This is a genomic window from Streptomyces sp. ATCC 21386, assembly GCF_018728545.1.
In the GTDB taxonomy this organism is placed as follows: domain Bacteria; phylum Actinomycetota; class Actinomycetes; order Streptomycetales; family Streptomycetaceae; genus Streptomyces.
Genome location: NZ_JAAVVL010000001.1, coordinates 1,716,799 through 1,737,291 on the forward strand (window position 1 = coordinate 1,716,799; position 20,493 = coordinate 1,737,291).

Consider the following 20,493-nt stretch of genomic DNA (forward strand, 5'->3'; position numbering starts at 1 on the left):
GTGGGATCGGAGACGGGTAGAAGAGACAGGGAGTGGGGGGTGTATACGGAGCCGGCGGGGTTCTAGGCGCCGTTTCCGTCGGCGGGCGGTGTGGGGTTTCGCCCCCGCCGCCCCTGCGCGTCCCGTCCTCAAAGGGGCTGCGCCCCTTCGACCTCCACGGTGAGTTCTTCGGGTGCGGGTCGTGGGGGCTTGTCGCGCAGTTCCCCGCGCCCCTGACGGGGCGCGTCCTTACGGGGCGCTCCTGCTCAGGCCGTGCAGCAGCAGGGCCGTGAAGCTCCGGGCCCACTCCTCGTCCGCCGGTTCCGCGCTGACCAGGGTGCGGTGGACCACCGCACCCGCGACGACGTCGAAGATGAGGTCGACGGTGCGGGCGGCGGTGGCGGGGTCGGATTCCGGGGGGAGTTCGCCGCGGAGCTGGGCACGGGCGCGGCCCTCCAGGACGAGGCGTTTCTGGCGGTCGACGATGGACGCGCGGATGCGTTCGCGCAGGGCGTCGTCGTGGGTCGACTCGGCGACGACGGCCATGAGGCCGCTCTTGGCCTCCGGGCGGGCCAGGATCGCCGCGAACTGGAACACCACGCCTTCGATGTCGGCCGCGAGGCTCCCCCGGTCGGGGAGGCGCAGTTCGTCGAAGAGCTCCGCCACGGCGTCCACGACGAGTTCGTTCTTGCCGGCCCAGCGACGGTAGAGGGTCGTCTTCGCGACACCCGCCCGGCCGGCCACGTCGCCCAGGGTCAGCCCCGACCAGCCCAGCTCGACCAGCGCCGCACGGGTCGCGGCCAGGATCGCGGTGTCCGCGGCGGCGCTGCGCGGACGTCCGCCCGTGGCGCGGGGCGCGGGGGTGCTGCCATGCATCCGCCGACCATATCCGGCCGTTGTCCAAGTTCTGCCCGCCGTCGTGAGGCAGATCACTGCGGAGTGGGTACGGAGGGGTGCAGGAGAGTCTCCGGGCCCGTTACGCTACGGGTCGTAGCGAAAGCCTGGAGGGCTCCTGGCCCAGGACGCTTTTCACCTGCGTGCTCGGAAGGGGGAGGATGTACGCATGCAGCCACGGAACATGTCCATGAGCGGAGTCGTCGACCTCGCCGCGGTGAAGGCGGCCCAGGAGGCCAAGGCGAAGGCGGAGCAGGCGCGCGCCGAAGCGGCCCGGCAGGGCGGAGGAGGAGGGGCGGTCTCCCCGGCCGACCTGGTCATCGACGTCGACGAGGCCGGCTTCGAGAGCGAGGTCCTGCAGCGGTCCACCGAAGTCCCCGTCGTCATCGACTTCTGGGCCGAGTGGTGTCAGCCCTGCAAGCAGCTCAGCCCGGTGCTGGAGCGCCTCGCCGTCGAGTACAACGGCAAGTTCGTCCTCGCGAAGATCGATGTCGACGCCAACCAGATGTTGATGCAGCAGTTCGGGATCCAGGGGATCCCGGCCGTGTTCGCCGTCGTCGCGGGACAGGCCCTCCCGCTCTTCCAGGGTGCCGCCCCCGAGCAGCAGATCCGCGCGACCCTCGACCAGCTCGTCCAGGTCGCCGAGGAGCGCTTCGGGCTCACCGGCCTGGTGGTGGACCCGGACGCCGAGTCCGGCGCCCCCGCCGAGGCGGCCCCGCAGATCCCGGCCGGCCCCCACGACCACCTGCTCGAAGCCGCCGTACGGGCCCTGGACGCGGGCGACTTCGGCGGCGCGGTGCAGGCGTACAAGAACGTGCTGAGCGACGATCCGGGCAACACCGAGGCCAAACTCGGCCTCGCGCAGGCCGAGTTGCTGCAGCGTGTGCAAGGTGCCGATCCGCAGGACGTGCGCAAGGCGGCCGCCGAGAACCCCGGTGACGCGCAGGCGCAGATCGCGGCGGCGGACCTCGACCTCGTCGGCGGACATGTGGAGGACGCGTTCGGGCGACTCATCGACACGGTGCGGCGTACGGCCGGTGACGACCGGGACGCCGTACGGCTGCGGCTGCTGGAGCTCTTCGAGGTGGTCGGCGGTGACGACCCACGGGTGGCCGCGGCGCGTCGATCGCTGGCGCGGGCCCTGTTCTGACCCGTCCGTGAACCCCTGCCTCGGCTGAGCGTTGGCTGTGACGGGCGGAGGCCCGGGGGGCTCGTGAACACCCCCGTTCCGGAGTGCCGGGACGGGTGGTGCGCGAGTGAGAGATTTGGCGACACAGCGACACCGCGGCCGCGCTTTACCAAATCTTGGTAATCGCGGCCGCTGTTACTGGCAGTAAGAGAAACCCGTCGTTCTGTCGGACTCTGTCCGACTGTCCGCCCATGTGTCGCCTCACTCGGCGCCACCCAGGGTCGCTGGCCGATGCCGATGGGTCGTTGTTCGGTTATCCGTCCGTTACTAGCCAGTAACGACCCCCCTTGCGGGGGCGGCGAGAATGCACCACGATCGGCGACGCTCGGTCCTGTCCCGTACCCCGCCAGCCAGTCGGGTCAACGGGTTTTCTGGGTCCCCACCGAGTAGAGCGGGCGACAGTGGCGCCGGCTCTTGGGCAGGGGGGTCTCCGCCAACCGCGGAGCCTGTCCAGCAGGTTGTGCGTGATGCGTGTCAGGCGCGACCAGTGGTTGTCGCTCGGGGGTGATCGCCGGTGATTCGGGCGCTTTTCGCGCCACCGAGCGCGGGCGCTCTCCTTCCCGAGGACGTAGCACTTCTCCCATCCCTGTCCGGCTGAGCCGCCGCCAAGGGGCGAGCCGGTGACAGGAGATGTACGTCCGAGAAGGAGGAAATATGGAGTCCCAGGTGCGTGGCGGGACCAGATGGAAGCGGTTCGCTGTGGTCATGGTGCCCAGCGTCGCCGCCACGGCAGCGATAGGTGTCGCCCTCGCGCAGGGTGCTCTCGCCGCGTCGTTCAGTGTGTCGGGCCAGTCGTTCAAGGTGACGGCCGGTCAGCTCGACGGCACGGGCTTCTCGCAGTACGGAGCGCTCGACGAGGGCTACACCCTCAAGGGCGAGAAGACGGTTCACCCCGTCGCCGTTTCGGCGTTCAAGTCCGCGACGATCAGCAACATGTGCCAGTCGGTCGTCACCCCGGGTGTCCCGCTGCTCGGTAGCGTCAGCCTCAAGCTGACCGCCGGTACCGGTGGCAAGAAGGTCGAGGCCGAGAACCTCTACATCGACGTCGAGGACCTTGAGGCGGACGCCGTCTTCAAGGGCATCGACATCGGTGTGGCGGCCAAGGACGCCAACAAGGGTCCGGGCATGAAGGGTGGCTCGGAGCAGGCCAACCCCTACGGGTTCGCGCAGCAGGCCGACTCGGCCTCGCTGACCGGCGTGAAGCAGACGGCGTGGGCGACCACCGCCGGAACCTTCAAGCTGAGCAACCTGAAGATGTCGCTCCACAAGGGCGTCGTGGAGTGCTACTAGGCACTCCCTGGGCGGGTGAGGGGGCGTCCGCTTCTTCGCCCGCCCGTCCCTCTCGCCGTGCGCTCCACCGCGCACGCGATCTCCGTACCTGAATTCCGTACGCCGTCCTCGTACGTGACGTACGTGAACTTCTCACAGCAACACCGTTCCAGGGAGCTGTTGTCCATGAGCGCCGAGTCCACGGGGCAGAACGAAGACTATCTCCGCGCCTTTCGGCGGCGCTTCGCCGACTGGAGGGGCTCACGTCCCTTCTGGGCGGGCCTGTTGGTCCTGCTCGGCGGCTTCCCGATCATGTACCTGCCGTACGCGAACCTCCAGATCGGCCACCTGACGCTCGCCATGTCGACGACGGGCGGCGCGGGATCCCTCATCATCGGCGTGCTGCTGGTGGTGCTCGGGGTCAGCCTCTGGTTCCAGCGGCACGTACGCACCTTCGCCGGTACGGCGGCGATCCTCCTGGCGCTCGTGTCCATCCCGGTCTCCAACCTCGGTGGCTTCGGTGTCGGTTTCCTGCTCTCCCTGATCGGCGGTGCGCTGGCCATCGCGTGGGCGCCCGGTCACGAGGAGGCGGCGGTGCCGTCCACCTACAAGACCCCGTCGCGGACGCCGGTGCCGCAGGACACGGTCCCTGAGAACACGGCACAGCAAGGTGCGGTCCCCCTGCACAAGGGCGACGCCCCGGAGCCCGCCGCAGCGGGTTCGGTGAGCGGGGCGTCGAACGGCGAGGGCGACGACCTCACAGGTACCACCCCCACGAACGGGACGAACGGGAGGCACAGTGCCGGCTGACGAGGTGACCCACGGGACTTCGGTGGGAGAGTCCCGTGCGAGATCCGGACCGCGGCACGCGGCGCCCAAGAAGCCCCTTCTCACCCGGCTGAACGTGCCGGCGGGCAAGGCGATAGCCCTGGCGGCGATGCCGACGGCGGTCCTCATGGGCATGGGCTTCACACCCACGCTGACGCTTGCCCGCGCCGACGACCCGACCAAGCTCAGCCTGACGGCGGACGAGTACAAGGACTGCGTGGAGGCCCTGGAGGCCGCCGAGGAGGGCACCGACGCCTCCGCCTCGCCGACCCCCACCCCGTCCGCGGAGGCCTCGGAGAGCGCCGACTCCACGGACGAGGGCAAGGACGAGGACCCGTCCGCGGGCGACGACACCGCCGACAACGGCAACTCCTCCGGCGACTCGGCCACCGACGACACGCCCACGGACGACTCCGCGTCGTCGGATTCAGGTTCCGACGACAACGACGGCTCCGCCTCGGACGACTCGTCGACGGACGACAGCGACAAGCCCGCGACCGACACGGCCGGTTCCGGCGAGGCCCCCTCGGCCGACACCTCCGAGACCGGTGGCGGCAACGTGCTGGAGGACATCGGCACGGCCATCGAGGACCTGTTCACGCCGGACGACAAGGAGACGGAGACCACCCCTCCGTCCACGTCCACCAGCCCGTCCCCCTCGCCCTCCCCCTCGGACGACGCCTCCGGCTCCGACGAGGACGAGAAGGACGACCCGGGTGCGGACGCCGGCAAGGACGCCAAGGACACCGCCGACAACGCCTCCGACAAGGTCGAGGATGCCGCGAAGGACGTCGTCGGCGACGCCGAGGACACCGAGAAGACGGCCGAGGACGCCACCGACGACGCCACGGACGAGGCCACCGCCACGCCGAGCCCCTCGCCGAGCGAGAGCACGGACACGGAGGGCTGCCCCGTCGCCACGGACGACGAGAGCGGCGTCGAGAAGGGCATACCGCTGCTGCCGAACGACCCCTGGTACCTGGACGCCAGCTCGCTGCTGCTGAAGGGCGCCGACTACCAGGGCATCGTCAAGGTGAAGACCGCCGACGGCTCGGTCAAGGAGGTGCTGAAGTACGTCGTGTCCGACGGCACCGACATCGGCGACCTGCACCAGAGGGTCGAGGACAAGCAGGCCGGCGTGACCTACCACGTGCAGGCCGGCAAGGGCACCACGTCCACGATCCGCGAGGGCAAGACGGTCATGTACACCGAGAAGATCTCCGGCAACCTGCTCGGTCTGATCCCGGTGACCTTCGACCCGAAGCACCCGCCGCCGCTGAACATCCCGCTGATCTACTTCACCAAGGTGAAGGTCGTCCAGGCGGGCCAGTTCGGCGGAACGCTCACCGTTCCCGGCATGCACCAGTTCACGACCGACTGAGCAGCCGGTCACCCCGGGCCCGGGAGAACCGGGCCCCGCAGGACCCGTTCCGGGAGCCGCACAGCCTGAGGGCGCCCCCTGTTCCCAGGGGGCGCCCTCAGCGCTGTCGTACGACGGTGACGGCCGCGTCAGTCGCGGGCGCCGCCGCCCAGGTGGTGCACCCGGACCATGTTGGTGGTGCCCGGGACGCCGGGGGGCGAGCCGGCGGTGATGACCGCGATGTCGCCCTCGTTGAAGCGGTTGAGCTTGACCATCTCGTGGTCGACCAGGTCGACCATCTCGTCGGTGCTGTTCACGAACGGCACGACGTGCGACTCGACACCCCAGCTGAGCGCCAGCTGGTTCCGGGTGGACTCGTCGGTGGTGTACGCGATGATCGGCTGCGACGCGCGATAGCGGGAGAGCCGGCGGGCGGTGTCACCGGACTGCGTGAACGCCACCAGGGCCCGCCCGCCGAGGAAGTCGGCGATCTCGCAGGCGGCACGGGCGATCGAACCGCCCTGCGTGCGCGGCTTCTTGCCCGGCACCAGCGGCTGCAGACCCTTGGAGAGCAGCTCCTCCTCGGCCGCCGTGACGATCTTCGACATCGTGCGGACGGTCTCCAGCGGGTACGCGCCCACGCTGGACTCCGCCGACAGCATGACCGCGTCCGCGCCGTCGAGGATCGCGTTGGCGACGTCGGACGCCTCGGCGCGGGTGGGTCGGGAGTTGGTGATCATCGACTCCATCATCTGGGTCGCCACGATCACCGGCTTGGCGTTGCGGCGGCACAGCTCGATGAGCCGCTTCTGCACCATCGGGACCTTCTCGAGCGGGTACTCGACGGCCAGGTCGCCACGGGCGACCATCACGCCGTCGAACGCCATCACGACGTCCTCCATGTTCTCCACCGCCTGCGGCTTCTCCACCTTGGCGATGACGGGGACCCGGCGGCCCACCTCGTCCATCACCTTGTGGACGTCCCGCACGTCGTTCGCGTCCCGCACGAACGACAGCGCCACCAGGTCGCAGCCCATGCGCAGCGCGAACCGCAGGTCCTCGACGTCCTTCTCGGACAGCGCGGGCACGTTGACGGCCGCGCCGGGCAGGTTGATGCCCTTGTGGTCGGAGATGACGCCGCCCTCGACGACCTCGGTGCGCACGCGCGGCCCGTCGACCTCCAGGACCCTCAGCTCGACGTTGCCGTCGTTGATGAGGACCTGGTCGCCGGGGGAGACGTCCCCGGGCAGCCCCTTGTACGTCGTACCGCAGATCTGCTTGTCGCCCGGCACGTCCTCGGCGGTGATGGTGAACTCGTCACCGCGCACCAGCTCCACCGGGCCCTCGGCGAAGGTCTCCAGACGGATCTTCGGGCCCTGGAGGTCGGCGAGGACACCGATGGCCTTGCCGGTCTCGGCGGCGGCGGCCCGGAGCCGGTCGTAGCGGCCCTGGTGCTCGGCGTGGCTGCCGTGGCTGAAATTGAAACGGGCCACGTTCATGCCGGCCTCGATGAGGGCGACCAGTTGCTCGTGGGAGTCGACCGCGGGGCCGAGAGTACAGACGATTTTCGAACGGCGCATGGGACGATCCTATCGGTTTGTTTCGCTACGGAATATTCGGTAGGGCGGAATGCATATGGGCGGCTCTGCGCTCAATCGTGTTACCGGCGTGTATTGACCGGTGGTGCTCAAGTGTTCTTTTCGGAGCTCAGATGTTCTTTTCGATCAGGGCGTATGTCTGTGCCGCGATCTCCAGTTCCTCGTCCGTCGGGACCACCGCGACGGCGACCCGCGCACCGGCCGGCGAGATCAGCCGCGGCGCGTCCCCCCGTACGGCGTTGAGATCGCCGTCCACGGCCAGGCCCAGGCCCTCCAGACCGGCGACGGCGGCCTCGCGCACCGGCGCCGCGTTCTCGCCGACCCCGGCCGTGAACGCGACCGCGTCCACCCGGCCGAGCACCGCGTAGTAGGCGCCGATGTACTTCTTCAACCGGTGAATGTAGATGTCGAAGGCCAGCTTCGCCCGCTCGTCGCCCTCGTCGATTCGTCGGCGGATTTCCCGCATGTCGTTGTCGCCGCACAGCCCGATCAGACCGCTCTTCTTGTTGAGGAGAGTGTCGATCTCGTCCGTGGACATTCCGCCAACGCGCATCAAATGAAAGATGACGGCCGGGTCCATGTCTCCGGACCGCGTACCCATCACGAGACCCTCCAAAGGCGTCAGCCCCATGGAGGTGTCCACGCACCGGCCGCCCTCGACCGCCGAGGCCGACGCCCCGTTGCCGAGGTGCAGCACGATGACGTTCACCTCGGACGGGTCCTTGCCCAGCAGTTCGGCCGTCGCCCGGGACACATAGGCGTGCGAGGTGCCGTGGAAGCCGTAGCGGCGGATGCGGTGCGCGTCGGCCGTCTCGACGTCGATGGCGTAGCGGGCGGCCGACTCCGGCATGGTGGTGTGGAACGCCGTGTCGAACACGGCGACCTGCGGGAGGTCGGGCCGCAGCGCCCGCGCGGTCCGGATCCCGGTGAGGTTGGCCGGGTTGTGCAGCGGTGCCACCGGGATCAGCCGCTCGATCTCGGCGAGCACGGCGCTGTCGATCACGGTCGGCCGGGTGAAGCTCTGCCCGCCGTGCACCACGCGGTGGCCGATGGCGGCCAGCTCGGGGGAGTCGAGGCCGAGGCCGTCCTCGGCCAGCTCCTCGGCGACGGCCTTCAGGGCGGCTTCGTGGTCGGCGATCGGCTCGGCGCGCTCGCGGGAGGTGCCCCCGTCGGCGAGCGGGGTGTGCTTCAGCCGGGAGGTCTCCTCGCCGATGCGCTCCACCAGGCCCATGGCCAGGCGGCTGTTGTCGCGCATGTCGAGGAGCTGGTACTTGACCGAGGAGGAACCGGAGTTGAGGACGAGGACGCGGGTGGCGGTCACAGCGGTCGGCTTTCTGTCGTCGGTGGGGGTCACTTGGCCGCGGCCGTGGCCGCGGGGGCGACCGCAGGCGTGGGCGCGGCCGCGGGCGTCTGGGCCTGGATCGCCGTGATGGCGACCGTGGTGACGATGTCCTGGACGAGGGCACCCCGCGACAGGTCGTTGACCGGCTTGCGCAGCCCCTGGAGGACCGGCCCGACCGCGAGCGCGCCCGCCGACCGCTGCACGGCCTTGTACGTGTTGTTGCCGGTGTTGAGGTCCGGGAAGATCAACACCGTGGCCTGGCCCGCCACTTCGGAGTCCGGCAGCTTGGTCGCCGCGACACTCGGCTCCACGGCGGCGTCGTACTGGATCGGACCCTCGATCAGCAGGTCGGGCCGCCGCGAGCGCACGATCTCGGTGGCCTCGCGCACCTTGTCGACATCGGCGCCCGACCCGGACGTCCCCGTGGAGTACGACAACATTGCGATCCTCGGCTCGACTCCGAACTGTCGCGCGGTGGCGGCGGACTGGATCGCGATGTCGGCGAGCTGCTCGGCGTTCGGGTCCGGGTTCACCGCGCAGTCCCCGTACACCAGCACCTTGTCGGCGAGGCACATGAAGAAGACGGACGAGACGATGTCGGCGTCCGGCTTGGTCTTGATGATCTCGAAGGCCGGCCGGATGGTGGCGGCGGTGGAGTGCACCGACCCCGAGACCATCCCGTCCGCCAGCCCCTCCTGCACCATCAGCGTGCCGAAGTAGTTCACGTCGGACACCACGTCGTACGCCAGCTCCATGCTGATGTTCTTGTGGGCGCGGAACTGGGCGTACTTCTCCGCGAACGCGTCCCGCCACTCGGAGGCCGCCGGGTCCACCAGCATGCTGTCGCCGAGGTCGATGCCCAGGTCGGCGGCCTTCTTGCGGATCTGCTCGACGGGGCCGAGCAGGGTGAGGTCGCAGACGTTGCGGCGGAGGATGACCTCGGCCGCGTGCAGCACGCGCTCCTCCGTGCCCTCGGGGAGGACCACCCGGCGCCGCTGCGAGCGGGCCTGTTCGAGGAGGGTGTGCTCGAACATCATCGGCGTGATCCGGTCGCTGCTCGGCGCCGACACCAGGCCGCGCAGCTCGGCGGTGTCGACGTGCCGCTCGAAGAGCCCGAGCGCGGTTTCCGCCTTGCGCGGCGTCACCGCGCTCAACTTGCCCTCCATGGAGAAGAGTTCGGAGGCGGTGAGGAAGGAGCCGGACTCGACGGCGACGACGGGCGTGCCCGGGGCGAGGCGGGCGGCGAGGGTGAGGATCTCGTCGCTGGGCCGCTCGTCGAGGGTGAGCAGCAGGCCCGCGATCGGCGGGGTGCCGGCGCTGTGCGCGGCGAGGGCGCCGATGACGAGGTCCGCGCGGTCGCCGGGGGTGACGACCAGACAGCCCGGGGTCAGGGCGTTGAGGAAGTTCGGCAGCATGGCCCCGCCGAAGACGAAGTTGAGCGCGTCGCGGGCGAGGCCCGAGTCGTCGCCGAGGAGGACCTTGCCGCCGAGCGCGTGGGTGATCTGGGCGACGGTCGGCGCGGAGAGAGCGGGCTCGTCGGGCAGGACGTAACAGGGGACGGGCAGCGGCAGCCGCGCGTCACCGAGCCGCTCGGCTATCTCGCCGCGGTCGGCGGGCACGACCCGGTTGACGACCATGGCGAGCACGTCGCAGCCGAGGCCCTCGTACGCGCGGTAGGCGTTGTGCGTCTCCGCCGCGACCGACTCGGCGGTCTGCTTGCGTCCGCCGACCACCGGGATCACGGACGCGCCGAACTCGTTGGCGAGCCGTGCGTTGAGCGACAGCTCGTCCGGGAACTGTGTGTCGGCGAAGTCGGTCCCGAGGACGAGGACGACGTCGTAGTCCCGGGCGACGGCGTGGAAGCGGTCGACGAGGGTGGAGACCAGCTCGTCCGTGCCGTGCTGGGCCTGGAGGGTGGACGCCTCGTGGTAGTCCATGCCGTACACGGTCGCCGGGTCCTGGGTGAGCCGGTAGCGGGCGCGCAGCAGGTCGAAGAGCCGGTCCGGTCCGTGGTGCAGCAGCGGCCGGAACACCCCCACCCGGTCGACCTGGCGGGTCAGGAGCTCCATCACCCCCAGTTCCACGACCTGGCGGCCGTCGCCGCGATCGATCCCGGTCACGTACACGCTGCGCGTCACGTGTGCTCTCCGTTTCGTGTGGTTCGACTGGTTCGGCAAGGGAGGGGTGGAAATCACCGTCACGGCGGACGGAAACCCTCTTGACAATACCCCTGACCATGGATAAGGCGCCCACCAGCACGGAGGGGACGCCGGGCGGGGCCGGACGGGCGCGGCGACCCCCGGTCGGCCGTGAAACAATCGGACTGGCTCATAAGTAACAGCACCGATCAGGACGATCAGGACGAGCAGGAGACACAGCACGATGCGTATCGGAGTTCTCACCGCAGGCGGCGACTGTCCGGGCCTGAACGCAGTGATCCGGTCGGTCGTGCACCGAGCGGTCGCCCAGTACGGCGACGAGGTCATCGGCTTCGAGGACGGCTACGCGGGCCTCCTCGACGGCCGCTACCGCAACCTCGACCTGGAGTCCGTCAGCGGCATCCTGGCCCGTGGCGGCACCATTCTCGGCTCCTCCCGCCTCCAGCGCGACCGCCTCCGCGAGGCCTGCGAGAACGCGCAGGACATGGCCCACCAGTTCGGTATCGACGTACTGATCCCGATCGGCGGCGAGGGCACCCTGACGGCCGCGCGGATGCTGAGCGACGCGGGGCTGCCGGTGGTCGGCGTCCCGAAGACCATCGACAACGACATCTCGTCGACCGATCGCACGTTCGGTTTCGATACGGCCGTGGGTGTCGCCACCGAGGCGATGGACCGCCTGAAGACGACCGCCGAGTCCCATCAGCGGGTGATGGTCGTCGAGGTCATGGGCCGGCACGCGGGCTGGATCGCCCTGGAGTCGGGCATGGCGGCCGGCGCGCACGGCATCTGCCTGCCGGAGCGGGCCTTCGACCCCGCCGACCTGGTGAAGATGGTCGAGGAGCGCTTCTCGCGGGGCAAGAAGTTCGCGGTCATCTGTGTCGCCGAGGGCGCGCACCCGGCCGAGGGTTCCATGGACTACGGCCACGGCGAGATCGACCAGTTCGGCCACGAGCGCTTCCAGGGCATCGGCACGGCACTGGCGTACGAGCTGGAGCGCCGCCTCGGCAAGGAGGCCAAGCCGGTCATCCTCGGGCACGTCCAGCGCGGCGGCACCCCGACCGCGTACGACAGGGTGCTCGCCACGCGCTTCGGCTGGCACGCGGTCGAGGCCGCGCACCGGGCCGACTACGGCCGTATGACCGCCCTGCGCGGCACCGAGGTGGTGATGGTGCCGCTGGCGGAGGCGGTGACCGAACTGAAGACGGTGCCGAAGGACCGGATGGACGAGGCGGAGTCGGTGTTCTAGGTTCTGGAGCTTTTGGTTCCAGGGCTTTCGGCGGGCTCGGGTGGGCCGGGGTCAGTAGGTGGCCGTCCGCCGCACCAGTGACCAGAAATGATCGATGATGCCGTCCAGGTAGGCGCGGCCGGCATCGCCCGAGTCGGTGGCGGCGGTTCCGTTCGCCCAGGTGAGGGTGGTGGTCATCAGGCCCTGGTAGTCGGTGTGCAGCTCGCGCAGGACGTCCTCCAGGAGGCGTCGGTCGAGGGACAGCAACTTCGCGGTGGGGCGCACATGGGCCTGCCAGCGGGTGGTCACCGCGCTGTGGAGCAGTTCCCTGAGCTTCGGCTCGCGGCCCGTGACGGTGATCAGATCGGGCAGGGAGAGGCCCAGCGCGGTGGCGAGGGCGGCGGACTGCCGGTCGGTGCCGCGCCACTCCCCGGTCTCCTCCATGTGGAGGTAGGTACCGAGTTCGAGTCCGACCGCGCGGGCGATGTCCTCGGCGGCGGCCCCCTGCGCCATGCGGTGCTCGCGCAACGTCCTGGGGGAGCTGATCAGTTCACCCGCCGAGCACCACAACACCCCGGCGAGCGCGGTGAGTTCGGGGCCGGTGGGCGAGACGGTGCCGCGTTCCCAGGCGGCGACCAGGTCCGGGGTGACGTACGGGAGGCCGTACGAGGACCGCATTCCGTAGGCGACGTGTTCGGGCCCCATGCCCAGCGCCATGCGCAGTTTCCGGGCGGCGGGGGCGTTGAAGGGTGGGGCGCTGCTGAAGATCGTCGCGGGGCTGAACATCTTCACGTTCTTCAAGTACCTGGGCCGTGAGTTCCTGCTGATCCTGTCCACCTCCTCCTCCGAGTCCGCGCTGCCGCGCCTCATCGCGAAGATGGAGCACCTGGGTGTCAGCAAGCCCGTCGTCGGCATCACCGTCCCGACCGGCTACTCCTTCAACCTCGACGGCACCATGATCTACATGACCATGGCGTCCCTGTTCATCGCCGACGCCATGGGTACGCCGATGGCGGTCGGCGAGCAGATCGCGCTGCTGCTCTTCCTCCTGGTCGCCTCCAAGGGCGCGGCGGGCGTCACCGGCGCCGGTCTCGCGACCCTCGCGGGTGGTCTGCAGTCGCACAAGCCGGCCCTGGTGGACGGTATCGGCCTCATCGTCGGCATCGACCGCTTCATGAGCGAGGCCCGCGCCCTGACGAACTTCGCGGGCAACGCGGTCGCCACGGTCCTCATCGGTACCTGGACCAAGGAGATCGACAAGGAGCGTGTGAACGAGGTTCTCGCCGGGCACGCGCCGTTCGACGAGGCGACGCTGCTGGACGACGGCCACGGGGCGGCTGCACCGGCTTCGGCCGCGGCCGAGCCGGAGGGTGAGAAGGAACTCGCCAAGGCGTGAGTCGTCTTTCGGCCGCAGGTCGAGTGTGGCTGGTCGCGCAGTTCCCCGCGCCCCTCACGGGGCCGGGGCGGCCCGCACCGACATGGCGCCCCGAGACTCCGTACGGCCGGGTCCTCCCCCGTAGACCCGGCCGTACGGACACCAGGCGGAACAACTGAACAACTCCAAGAACCCCGAGTGGCCAGGTCCTCCCCCTATAGACCTGGCCACTCGGCTTTTGCTGACGGGGCGCGCTGGCCTTGACGTCGGCGTCAAGGAATACCGTCCTCGTATGCGCATCGGGGAGCTGGCGGAGCGGGCCGGGACGACGACGCGGGCCTTGCGGTACTACGAGGCGCGGGGGCTGTTGCCCGCGCGGCGGGCAGGGAACGGGTATCGGACCTACGACGAGGCGGATCTGAAGCTGTTGCGGCAGATCCGGACCTTGCAGGACTTCGGGTTCGACCTGGAGGAGACGCGGCCGTTCGTGGAGTGTCTGCGGGCGGGGCACCCGGAGGGCGACTCGTGCCCGGCGTCGCTGGCGGTGTACCGGCGGAAGCTGGACGAACTCGACGCGCTGATCGGTGAGTTGGCGGCGGTGCGGGCGTCGGTCGGTGAGCAGTTGGCGCGGGCCGAGCGGGCGCGGGAGCGGCTGGCTGCCGAGGCGGAGGTTCCGGGGGGTCCGGAGCCGGGGTGCGAACTCGGAGCGGGAGGCGGGGCGCTGTGATCAGGGCGGCGGGTGTCGCGGAAGTGACGGACGCGGACTTCGAGGCGGAGGTGATCGGGGCGGAGCTGCCGGTGCTGGTGGAGTTCACGGCCGACTGGTGTCCGCCGTGCCGGCAGATGGGGCCCGTGCTGAGCGCGCTCGCGGTGGAGGAGGGGGAACGGCTGAAAGTGGTGCAGCTGGACGTGGACACCAATCCGGAGACCACCCGGGCGTACAAGGTGCTGTCGATGCCGACGTTCCTGGTGTTCAAGGGCGGCGAGCCGCTGAAGTCCATGGTCGGCGCGCGGCCGAAGCGCCGGCTGCTGGCGGAACTGGACGACGTGCTCTGACATCGGCAGGAGAAGAAAAACCCCCGAGCTTAATTGCGCTCGGGGGTTTTTCTTGCGTATATTTAATGGTTCGCGACTTCGGAAGAATAGAGTCGCAAAGAAGTTCAGTGAGCACAGTATATCTGGGCGGGAGTGGAATTGTCAAACACCGGCTTTTCGCATGATTCACACGATGAATTGCGGCGTGAGCAGGAATTCATCGACGGGCTGTACGCCCGCGTGGACGCCCTGCGCGGTGAGACCGAGGGCTCCGTCACGGACGCGCTCGCCCAGGGCAACACGCCCATGCAGGCCCGGCTGGAGCGGGACATCCTGGTCGCCGAGCGCTCGGGGCTGCTGGCCGCGCTGAACGCCGTCGACGGGTCGCTCTGCTTCGGCCGGCTCGACCTCGCCGACGGGGCCGTCCACCACATCGGCCGCATCGGGCTGCGCGAGGACGACACCGAGCGCACCCCGATCCTGATCGACTGGCGCGCCGACGTCGCCCGCCCCTTCTACCTCGCCACCGGCCACACCCCGATGGGGCTGCGCCGCCGCCGGCACCTCACCACCGAGGGCCGCCGCGTCACCGCCCTGCACGACGAGATCCTCGACCTCGGCGACGCGACCCGTACCGGGTACGAGGACCCGACCGGTGACGCCGTCCTGCTGGCCGCCCTCAACTCCGCCCGCACGGGCCGCATGGGCGACATCGTGCAGACCATCCAGGCCGAGCAGGACCGCATCATCCGCGCCCCGCACCAGGGGGTGATGGTCGTGGAGGGCGGCCCCGGCACCGGCAAGACCGCCGTCGCCCTGCACCGCGCCGCGTACCTCCTCTACGAGCAGCGCGAACTGCTCGCCAAACGCGCGGTTCTCGTCGTCGGACCCAACCCGGCCTTCCTCGGCTACATCGGCGAGGTACTGCCGTCGCTGGGCGAGACCGGTGTGCTGCTGTCCACGGTCGGCGAACTGTTCCCCGGCGTACGGGCCACCGCCACCGACACCCCGGAGGCCGCCCGGGTGAAGGGGAGCGCCGCCATGGCCGACGTCCTCGCGGCCGTCGTACGGGACCGGCAGGCACTGCCCGACCCGGTGCTCGCCATCGAGCACGACCGGGAGATCCTCATGCTCGACGACGACCTCGCACGGGTCGCCCGCGAGCGCACCCGTGAGGCGAAGCTCCCGCACAACGTGGCCCGCGAGCACTTCGAGGGCTACATCCTCAACACCCTCACCGAGATGGTCGCCGAACGCATCGGCACCGACCCCTACGACGGCTCCAACCTCCTCGACGCCAGTGACATCACCCAGATCCGCGACGAGCTGGCCGAGAACCCCGAGGTCTGGCGAGCCATCGACCAGCTGTGGCCCCGGATCACCCCGCGCCGGCTGATCGCCGACTTCCTCGCCGAGCCGGACGCGTATCTGCCGAAGGAGGACGCCGACGCCGTACGCCGTCCCGTCACGCGCGCGTGGACCGTCGCCGACGTGCCGCTGCTCGACGAGGCGGCCGAACTGCTGGGCGAGGACGACCGCCAGGCCCGCGCCCGTGCCGAGCGCGAGCGGGAGACCCAGATCGCCTACGCGCAGGGCGTGCTGGAGGTGTCCTACGCGTCCCGGACGTACGAGTTCGAGGACCGGGAAGGCATCGATCCCGACGGCGACGGTTCGGAGGTGCTGTCCGCCCACGACATCATCGACGCCGAACGGTTCGCCGAGCGGCACGAGGAGGACGACCACCGCAGCGCCGCCGAGCGGGCGGCGGCCGACCGGACCTGGGCGTTCGGGCACATCATCGTCGACGAGGCGCAGGAACTGTCGCCGATGGCCTGGCGGCTGCTGATGCGCCGCTCGCCGACCCGCTCCATGACCCTCGTCGGCGACCCCGCCCAGACGGCCGAGGCCGCGGGCGTCGGCTCCTGGGCCGACATCCTCGCCCCGTACGTCCAGGACCGCTGGGAGCACACCCGGCTCGGCGTCAACTACCGCACCCCCGCCGAGATCATGGCGGTCGCGGCCGATGTCGTCCGCGCCGAGCGGCCGGACTTCGAACCGCCGAGTTCCGTGCGGTCCACGGGAGTACGGCCCTGGGCGCGCCGCGCGGCGACGGGCGAACTGTCCGCCGAGGTGGCCAAGGCCGTCGCCGAACTCACGCCCGCCGAGGGGCGCCTCGCCGTGATCGCGCCGCGTGAGCTGCACCGGACCCTGGCGGCCAGGCTGGACGACGTGACGGCGGGCGCGGAGCCCGACCTCACCCGGACCGTCGTCCTCCTCGACCCCCGGCAGGCCAAGGGCCTGGAGTTCGACTCCGTCCTCGTCGTCGAACCCGGGAGGTTCGGCACCAGCGATCTGTACGTGGCGCTGACACGGGCGACGCAGGCGCTCGGTGTCGTGCACGCGGAACAACTGCCGAAGGCGCTGCAGGAGTTGCCGAGCATGGCTTGAAGTGGGCGGGGGTGTCGGCTGCCGGGTACCGGGCAGGCAGCACCCCCGCCACCGTCACCAATGGTGCATCGGGGATCACCAAGCCGTAACAGTTGGCGTGATCGTCACTGCTCGTACACGGTTCATGCGGTATGCGTGTCGGCATGGAAACACATCCGTTCGCGGCAGCTCCGGCCGGCGGCCCCGGCCTGGAAGCGCTGGCCGTGGAGCCGTTGCTGACCTCGGAGTTCGACCGGGATCCGGGCAGTGTCTACGAGCGGCTCCGGCGCACGTACGGCCCCGTGGCACCGGTGGGGCTGATGGGAGTGCCGGCCTGGCTGGTTCTCGACTACCGCGAGGTGCTGGAGGTCCTGCGCAACGAGAGCGTGTGGCGGCGCGACGTACGCCACTGGCGGGCGCGGGCGGAGGGACGGCTGCCGCAGGACTGGCCGCTGCTCGCCGGGTACGAGGTCCGCCAGACCATGTTCTTCGACGACGAGGAGCACCGGCACGCACGACTGAGCTACCACTCGGCGATGCGGCCCTTCCAGGACGGGCACTCGCCCGAGGGCTGGGAGCTGCGGGCGGCCGTCGCGCGCTACGCCGACGAACTGATCGCCCTGCTCGCCGCCGAGTCCGGGACCACCGGCTTCGCCGACCTCGCGGCGCAGTACACCCGGCCGTTGCTCCTCATGGTGACGACCAAGCTGTTCGGGTGTCCCGTCGAACTCGGCGACGAGATGGTCATGGACCTGTGGCGGATGCTGGACGGCGGGCCGGACGCGGGGCCGGCGACCGGGCGGGCGCTGGGGGCGATGACCCGGCTGGCCGCGCACCGGCGGTCCCGCCCCGGGGAGGACCTGACCTCCTACATGCTGCTGTCCGACCCGTCGCTCAGCGACGAGCAGCTCGGCCGTGAGCTGTTCATGAACGCGGTCTACCTCAACGACATCACCGGGAACATGGTCTGCAACACCCTCCTCGAAGTGCTGCGGGGGAACGCGACCGTGCGGCGGAGCCTGTCGAACGGGCAGCTCGGGGAGACCGTGAACCGGGCCGCGCTGGTGAATCCACCGACCGCCAATCTCTGCTTCCGGTTCGCGGCGCGTGATGTGCGGCTCGGGAACTTCCTTATCCGGGCCGGGGACATCGTGTCGCCGTCCGTCGCCGCCGCGCACCGGGATCTGCTGAACATCGGGTCCTCGCACCTCGTCGACTCCGCCGTCAGTACGCGGGCGCATCTGGCGTGGGGTGCCGGGCCGCACCAGTGTCCCAGTGCGGCGCGGGAGTTGGCGGGGACGATCGTCACGACCGCGGTGGGAAGGATCTTCGAGCACTTCGGCCGGGCGGAGCTCACGCTGCCGCCGGATCAGTTGCCGTGGCGGTCGGGGCCGGTGGTGCGGGGGCTGAAGTTGTTGCCGGTGCGTTATGAGTTGGCGGCGCACAGTTCCGTGCGGGGGATGGGGCTTTTTTTTTTGTCGAGTCTCGTGGGCTCGGAGAGGTGTATAAGAGACAGGCCAGAGGGTGGTCAAAGGGGGGAGCGTGACCCGGATGCTGGACGGGCGCCCGTGCCAGGGGTGGGGTTCCGGCTTCACCGGGTGGGACATCGTCACATCCGTCCCGCCGTAGGCACCCGCGTCCGTGTTGAGGAGTTCGCGCCACGCCGGGACGTCGTCCGGCACCCCGAGACGGTAGTCCTCGCGGACCACCGGCGAGAAGTTGGAGACCGCCAGCAACGGACTCCCGTCCTCGGCGAACCGCAGGAACGCGAGGACGTTGTCGTCCGCCGAGTCCCCCGTGATCCAGGAGAAGCCCGCCGGCCGGGTGTCCTGCTCCCAGAGCGCGGGGGTGCGCCGGTACACGGCGTTGAGATCACGGACGAGGTCCCGCACCCCCCGGTGGTCCGCCTCCGCGCCGTACGCGGGATCGAGCAGCCACCAGTCCGGCCCGTGCGCCTCCGACCACTCCGCGCCCTGGGCGAACTCCTGTCCCATGAACAGGAGTTGCTTGCCGGGGTGGGCCCACATGAAGCCCAGGTACGCGCGGTGGTTGGCACGCTGCTGCCACCAGTCGCCCGGCATCTTCGACACCAGCGAGCCCTTGCCGTGCACGACCTCGTCGTGCGAGATGGGCAGGACGTAGTTCTCGCTGTACGCGTACACCATCGAGAAGGTCATCTCGTGGTGGTGGTGCTTGCGGTGGATCGGGTCCTTGGCCATGTAGCCCAGGGAGTCGTGCATCCAGCCCATGTTCCACTTCAGGCCGAAGCCGAGCCCGCCGAAGCCGCCAGGGCCGGTGTGGTGGGTGGCCCGCGTGACCCCGTCCCAGGCCGTGGACTCCTCCGCGATCGTCACGACGCCCGGCACCCGCCGGTACACGGTCGCGTTCATCTCCTGGAGGAAGGCGACCGCGTCCAGGTTCTCCCGGCCACCGTGCTCGTTCGGCGTCCACTGACCCGCCTCGCGCGAATAGTCGAGGTACAGCATCGACGCGACGGCATCCACCCGCAGCCCGTCGATGTGGTACTCCTCGCACCAGTGGACGGCGTTCGCCACCAGGAAGTTGCGCACCTCGCGGCGCCCGTAGTCGAACTCCAGCGTCCCCCAGTCGGGGTGCGCCGCCCGCGCGGGATCCCCGTGCTCGTACAGCGGACGTCCGTCGAACTCCGCCAACGCCCAGTCGTCGCGCGGGAAATGGGCCGGCACCCAGTCCATCAGCACCCCGATCCCGGCCCGGTGCAGGGCGTCGACCAGGTACTTGAAGTCGTCCGGGGTGCCGAGGCGGGCCGTCGGGGCGTAGAAGCCGGTGACCTGGTAGCCCCAGGAACCGCCGAAGGGATGCTCGGCGACCGGCAGCAGTTCGACGTGCGTGAAGCCGAGGTCGCAGACGTACGCCGGCAGCTGTTCGGCGAGTTGGCGGTACGTCAGTCCGGGGCGCCAGGACGGCAGGTGGACCTCGTAGACCGAGAACGGCGCCTCGTGCGCGGGGGTCTCGGCACGCTTCGCCAGCCACTCCTCGTCGCCCCACTCGTAGTGCGAGGCGTACACGACGGAGGACGTGGCGGGCGGGACCTCCGTACGGCGGGCCAGCGGGTCGGCCCTGAGCGTCCGCGAACCGTCCGGCCGGGTGATCTCGAACTTGTACAGCTCACCCTCGCCGATCCCGGGCACGAACAGCTCCCACACGCCCGAGGAGCCGAGCGACCGCATCGGGAAGCCCGAGCCGTCCCAGAAGTTGAAGGTGCCGGCCACGCGTACCCCGCGCGCGTTCGGGGCCCATACGGTGAAGCGGGTGCCGGTGACGCCCTGGTGGGTCATCGGCTCGGCGCCGAGCGCCCGCCACAGCTGCTCGTGCCGGCCCTCACCGATGAGATACAGGTCCAGCTCACCGATCGCGGGCAGGAAACGGTACGCGTCCTCGGTCTCCTGCTCCGTCCCCTCGTACGACACGATCAGCCGGTACGCCTCCGGGACCTCCCGCAGGGGCAGCAGCGCCGAGAAGAAGCCGCCCCCGTCGTCGTGCAGCTCCGCCCGCAGCGACCCCACGACCACACATACGCCGAGGGCGTACGGCCGGAACGCCCGGAACACCACACCACCGGGCGCGGGATGGGCTCCGAGCACGGCGTGCGGCTCATGGTGCGTACCGGCCAGCAGCCGCTCCCGGTCACCGCCGTCCATCGCGGGGGAGAAGGCGGGCTGGGCGAGGGGGGACCCGGGCGCCTCGCCGCCGGCCGGGGCGGCGACCGCGGCCTCGTCGAGCACCGGCTCGGCCGTCGCCTGCTTGGGGACGAGGGGATCAGCGCCGGCC

General features: G+C 70.2%; 14 protein-coding genes and 1 pseudogene. 9 read left to right on the top strand and 6 right to left on the bottom strand.

Annotated elements, in window-relative coordinates; translation table 11 throughout:
- Positions 1 to 228 precede the first annotated feature (228 nt).
- On the bottom strand, positions 229 to 855 hold the full coding sequence (locus tag GWK25_RS07595) for a TetR/AcrR family transcriptional regulator (protein ID WP_215449063.1): 627 nt from the start codon (positions 853 to 855) through the stop codon (positions 229 to 231).
- A 187-nt stretch (positions 856 to 1,042) separates the two neighbouring features.
- On the opposite strand from GWK25_RS07595, the gene GWK25_RS07600 reads away from it, so the two are divergent.
- The 4 genes from GWK25_RS07600 (at position 1,043) to GWK25_RS07615 (ending at position 5,540) form a co-directional block, all read left to right on the top strand.
- Positions 1,043 to 2,023 (top strand): tetratricopeptide repeat protein, encoded by a 981-nt coding sequence (locus GWK25_RS07600; protein ID WP_215449064.1) that lies wholly within the window; start codon positions 1,043 to 1,045, stop codon positions 2,021 to 2,023.
- 693 nt (positions 2,024 to 2,716) lie between these two features.
- Entirely contained in the window at positions 2,717 to 3,352 is a 636-nt protein-coding gene (locus GWK25_RS07605; RefSeq protein WP_184899525.1) for a DUF6230 family protein, read from the top strand.
- 165 nt (positions 3,353 to 3,517) lie between these two features.
- On the top strand, positions 3,518 to 4,141 hold the full coding sequence (locus GWK25_RS07610; RefSeq protein ID WP_215449065.1) for a DUF6114 domain-containing protein: 624 nt from the start codon (positions 3,518 to 3,520) through the stop codon (positions 4,139 to 4,141).
- The gene (locus GWK25_RS07615; protein ID WP_215449066.1) at positions 4,131 to 5,540 is read left to right on the top strand and encodes a hypothetical protein; all 1,410 of its coding nucleotides are present in this window, start codon (positions 4,131 to 4,133) and stop codon (positions 5,538 to 5,540) included. The genes GWK25_RS07610 and GWK25_RS07615 overlap by 11 nt, the downstream gene beginning before the upstream one ends.
- A gap of 128 nt (positions 5,541 to 5,668) precedes the next feature.
- Here GWK25_RS07615 and pyk read toward each other — a convergent pair whose 3' ends face one another.
- From pyk to pta, 3 genes are all read right to left on the bottom strand, one after another.
- Complete coding sequence (pyk, locus tag GWK25_RS07620; protein WP_215449067.1) at positions 5,669 to 7,099, bottom strand: pyruvate kinase; 1,431 nt, start codon at positions 7,097 to 7,099, stop codon at positions 5,669 to 5,671.
- 127 nt (positions 7,100 to 7,226) lie between these two features.
- Positions 7,227 to 8,438, bottom strand: coding sequence for an acetate kinase (locus GWK25_RS07625; protein ID WP_215449068.1), 1,212 nt, complete (start codon positions 8,436 to 8,438; stop codon positions 7,227 to 7,229).
- 29 nt (positions 8,439 to 8,467) lie between these two features.
- Positions 8,468 to 10,597 (bottom strand): phosphate acetyltransferase, encoded by a 2,130-nt coding sequence (pta, locus tag GWK25_RS07630; protein ID WP_215449069.1) that lies wholly within the window; start codon positions 10,595 to 10,597, stop codon positions 8,468 to 8,470.
- Between the two features lie 244 nt (positions 10,598 to 10,841).
- Here pta and GWK25_RS07635 point away from each other — a divergent pair, with 244 nt between their 5' ends.
- A complete protein-coding gene (locus GWK25_RS07635; protein WP_215449070.1) occupies positions 10,842 to 11,867 on the top strand; it encodes an ATP-dependent 6-phosphofructokinase in 1,026 nt (341 codons plus the stop codon).
- 51 nt (positions 11,868 to 11,918) lie between these two features.
- Here GWK25_RS07635 and GWK25_RS07640 read toward each other — a convergent pair whose 3' ends face one another.
- Positions 11,919 to 12,632: a helix-turn-helix transcriptional regulator gene (locus GWK25_RS07640; RefSeq protein ID WP_215449071.1), complete on the bottom strand. Its 714-nt coding sequence runs from the start codon at positions 12,630 to 12,632 to the stop codon at positions 11,919 to 11,921.
- Here GWK25_RS07640 and GWK25_RS07645 point away from each other — a divergent pair.
- From GWK25_RS07645 to GWK25_RS07660, 4 genes and pseudogenes are all read left to right on the top strand, one after another.
- Positions 12,598 to 13,242: pseudogene (locus tag GWK25_RS07645) on the top strand (cation:dicarboxylate symporter family transporter); the annotation flags it as partial. The gene GWK25_RS07640 and the pseudogene GWK25_RS07645 overlap by 35 nt on opposite strands.
- A gap of 271 nt (positions 13,243 to 13,513) precedes the next feature.
- Positions 13,514 to 13,948 carry a MerR family transcriptional regulator gene (locus GWK25_RS07650; RefSeq protein WP_215449072.1) on the top strand — a complete coding sequence of 145 codons (435 nt, stop codon included), beginning with the start codon at positions 13,514 to 13,516 and terminating at the stop codon, positions 13,946 to 13,948.
- The gene (locus tag GWK25_RS07655) at positions 13,945 to 14,277 is read left to right on the top strand and encodes a co-chaperone YbbN (RefSeq protein ID WP_215449073.1); all 333 of its coding nucleotides are present in this window, start codon (positions 13,945 to 13,947) and stop codon (positions 14,275 to 14,277) included. The genes GWK25_RS07650 and GWK25_RS07655 overlap by 4 nt, the downstream gene beginning before the upstream one ends.
- Positions 14,278 to 14,454: 177 nt before the next feature.
- On the top strand, positions 14,455 to 16,704 hold the full coding sequence (locus GWK25_RS07660; RefSeq protein WP_215449074.1) for a UvrD-helicase domain-containing protein: 2,250 nt from the start codon (positions 14,455 to 14,457) through the stop codon (positions 16,702 to 16,704).
- Positions 16,705 to 16,826: 122 nt separating this feature from the next.
- On the opposite strand, the gene glgB is transcribed toward GWK25_RS07660, so the two are convergent.
- On the bottom strand, positions 16,827 to 20,493 hold a 3,667-nt coding region (gene glgB, locus GWK25_RS44695), incomplete at its 5' end, for a 1,4-alpha-glucan branching enzyme (protein ID WP_374200689.1).

What these genes read in the sequence shown, in the direction of transcription:
- GWK25_RS07595 (WP_215449063.1), bottom strand. Translation starts at nt 855, where the DNA reads ATGCATGGCAGCACCCCCGCGCCCCGCGCCACGGGCGGACGTCCGCGC.
- GWK25_RS07600 (WP_215449064.1), top strand. Translation starts at nt 1,043, where the DNA reads ATGCAGCCACGGAACATGTCCATGAGCGGAGTCGTCGACCTCGCCGCG.
- GWK25_RS07605 (WP_184899525.1), top strand. Translation starts at nt 2,717, where the DNA reads ATGGAGTCCCAGGTGCGTGGCGGGACCAGATGGAAGCGGTTCGCTGTG.
- GWK25_RS07610 (WP_215449065.1), top strand. Translation starts at nt 3,518, where the DNA reads ATGAGCGCCGAGTCCACGGGGCAGAACGAAGACTATCTCCGCGCCTTT.
- pyk (WP_215449067.1), bottom strand. Translation starts at nt 7,099, where the DNA reads ATGCGCCGTTCGAAAATCGTCTGTACTCTCGGCCCCGCGGTCGACTCC.
- GWK25_RS07635 (WP_215449070.1), top strand. Translation starts at nt 10,842, where the DNA reads ATGCGTATCGGAGTTCTCACCGCAGGCGGCGACTGTCCGGGCCTGAAC.
- GWK25_RS07640 (WP_215449071.1), bottom strand. Translation starts at nt 12,632, where the DNA reads ATGTTCAGCCCCGCGACGATCTTCAGCAGCGCCCCACCCTTCAACGCC.
- GWK25_RS07650 (WP_215449072.1), top strand. Translation starts at nt 13,514, where the DNA reads ATGCGCATCGGGGAGCTGGCGGAGCGGGCCGGGACGACGACGCGGGCC.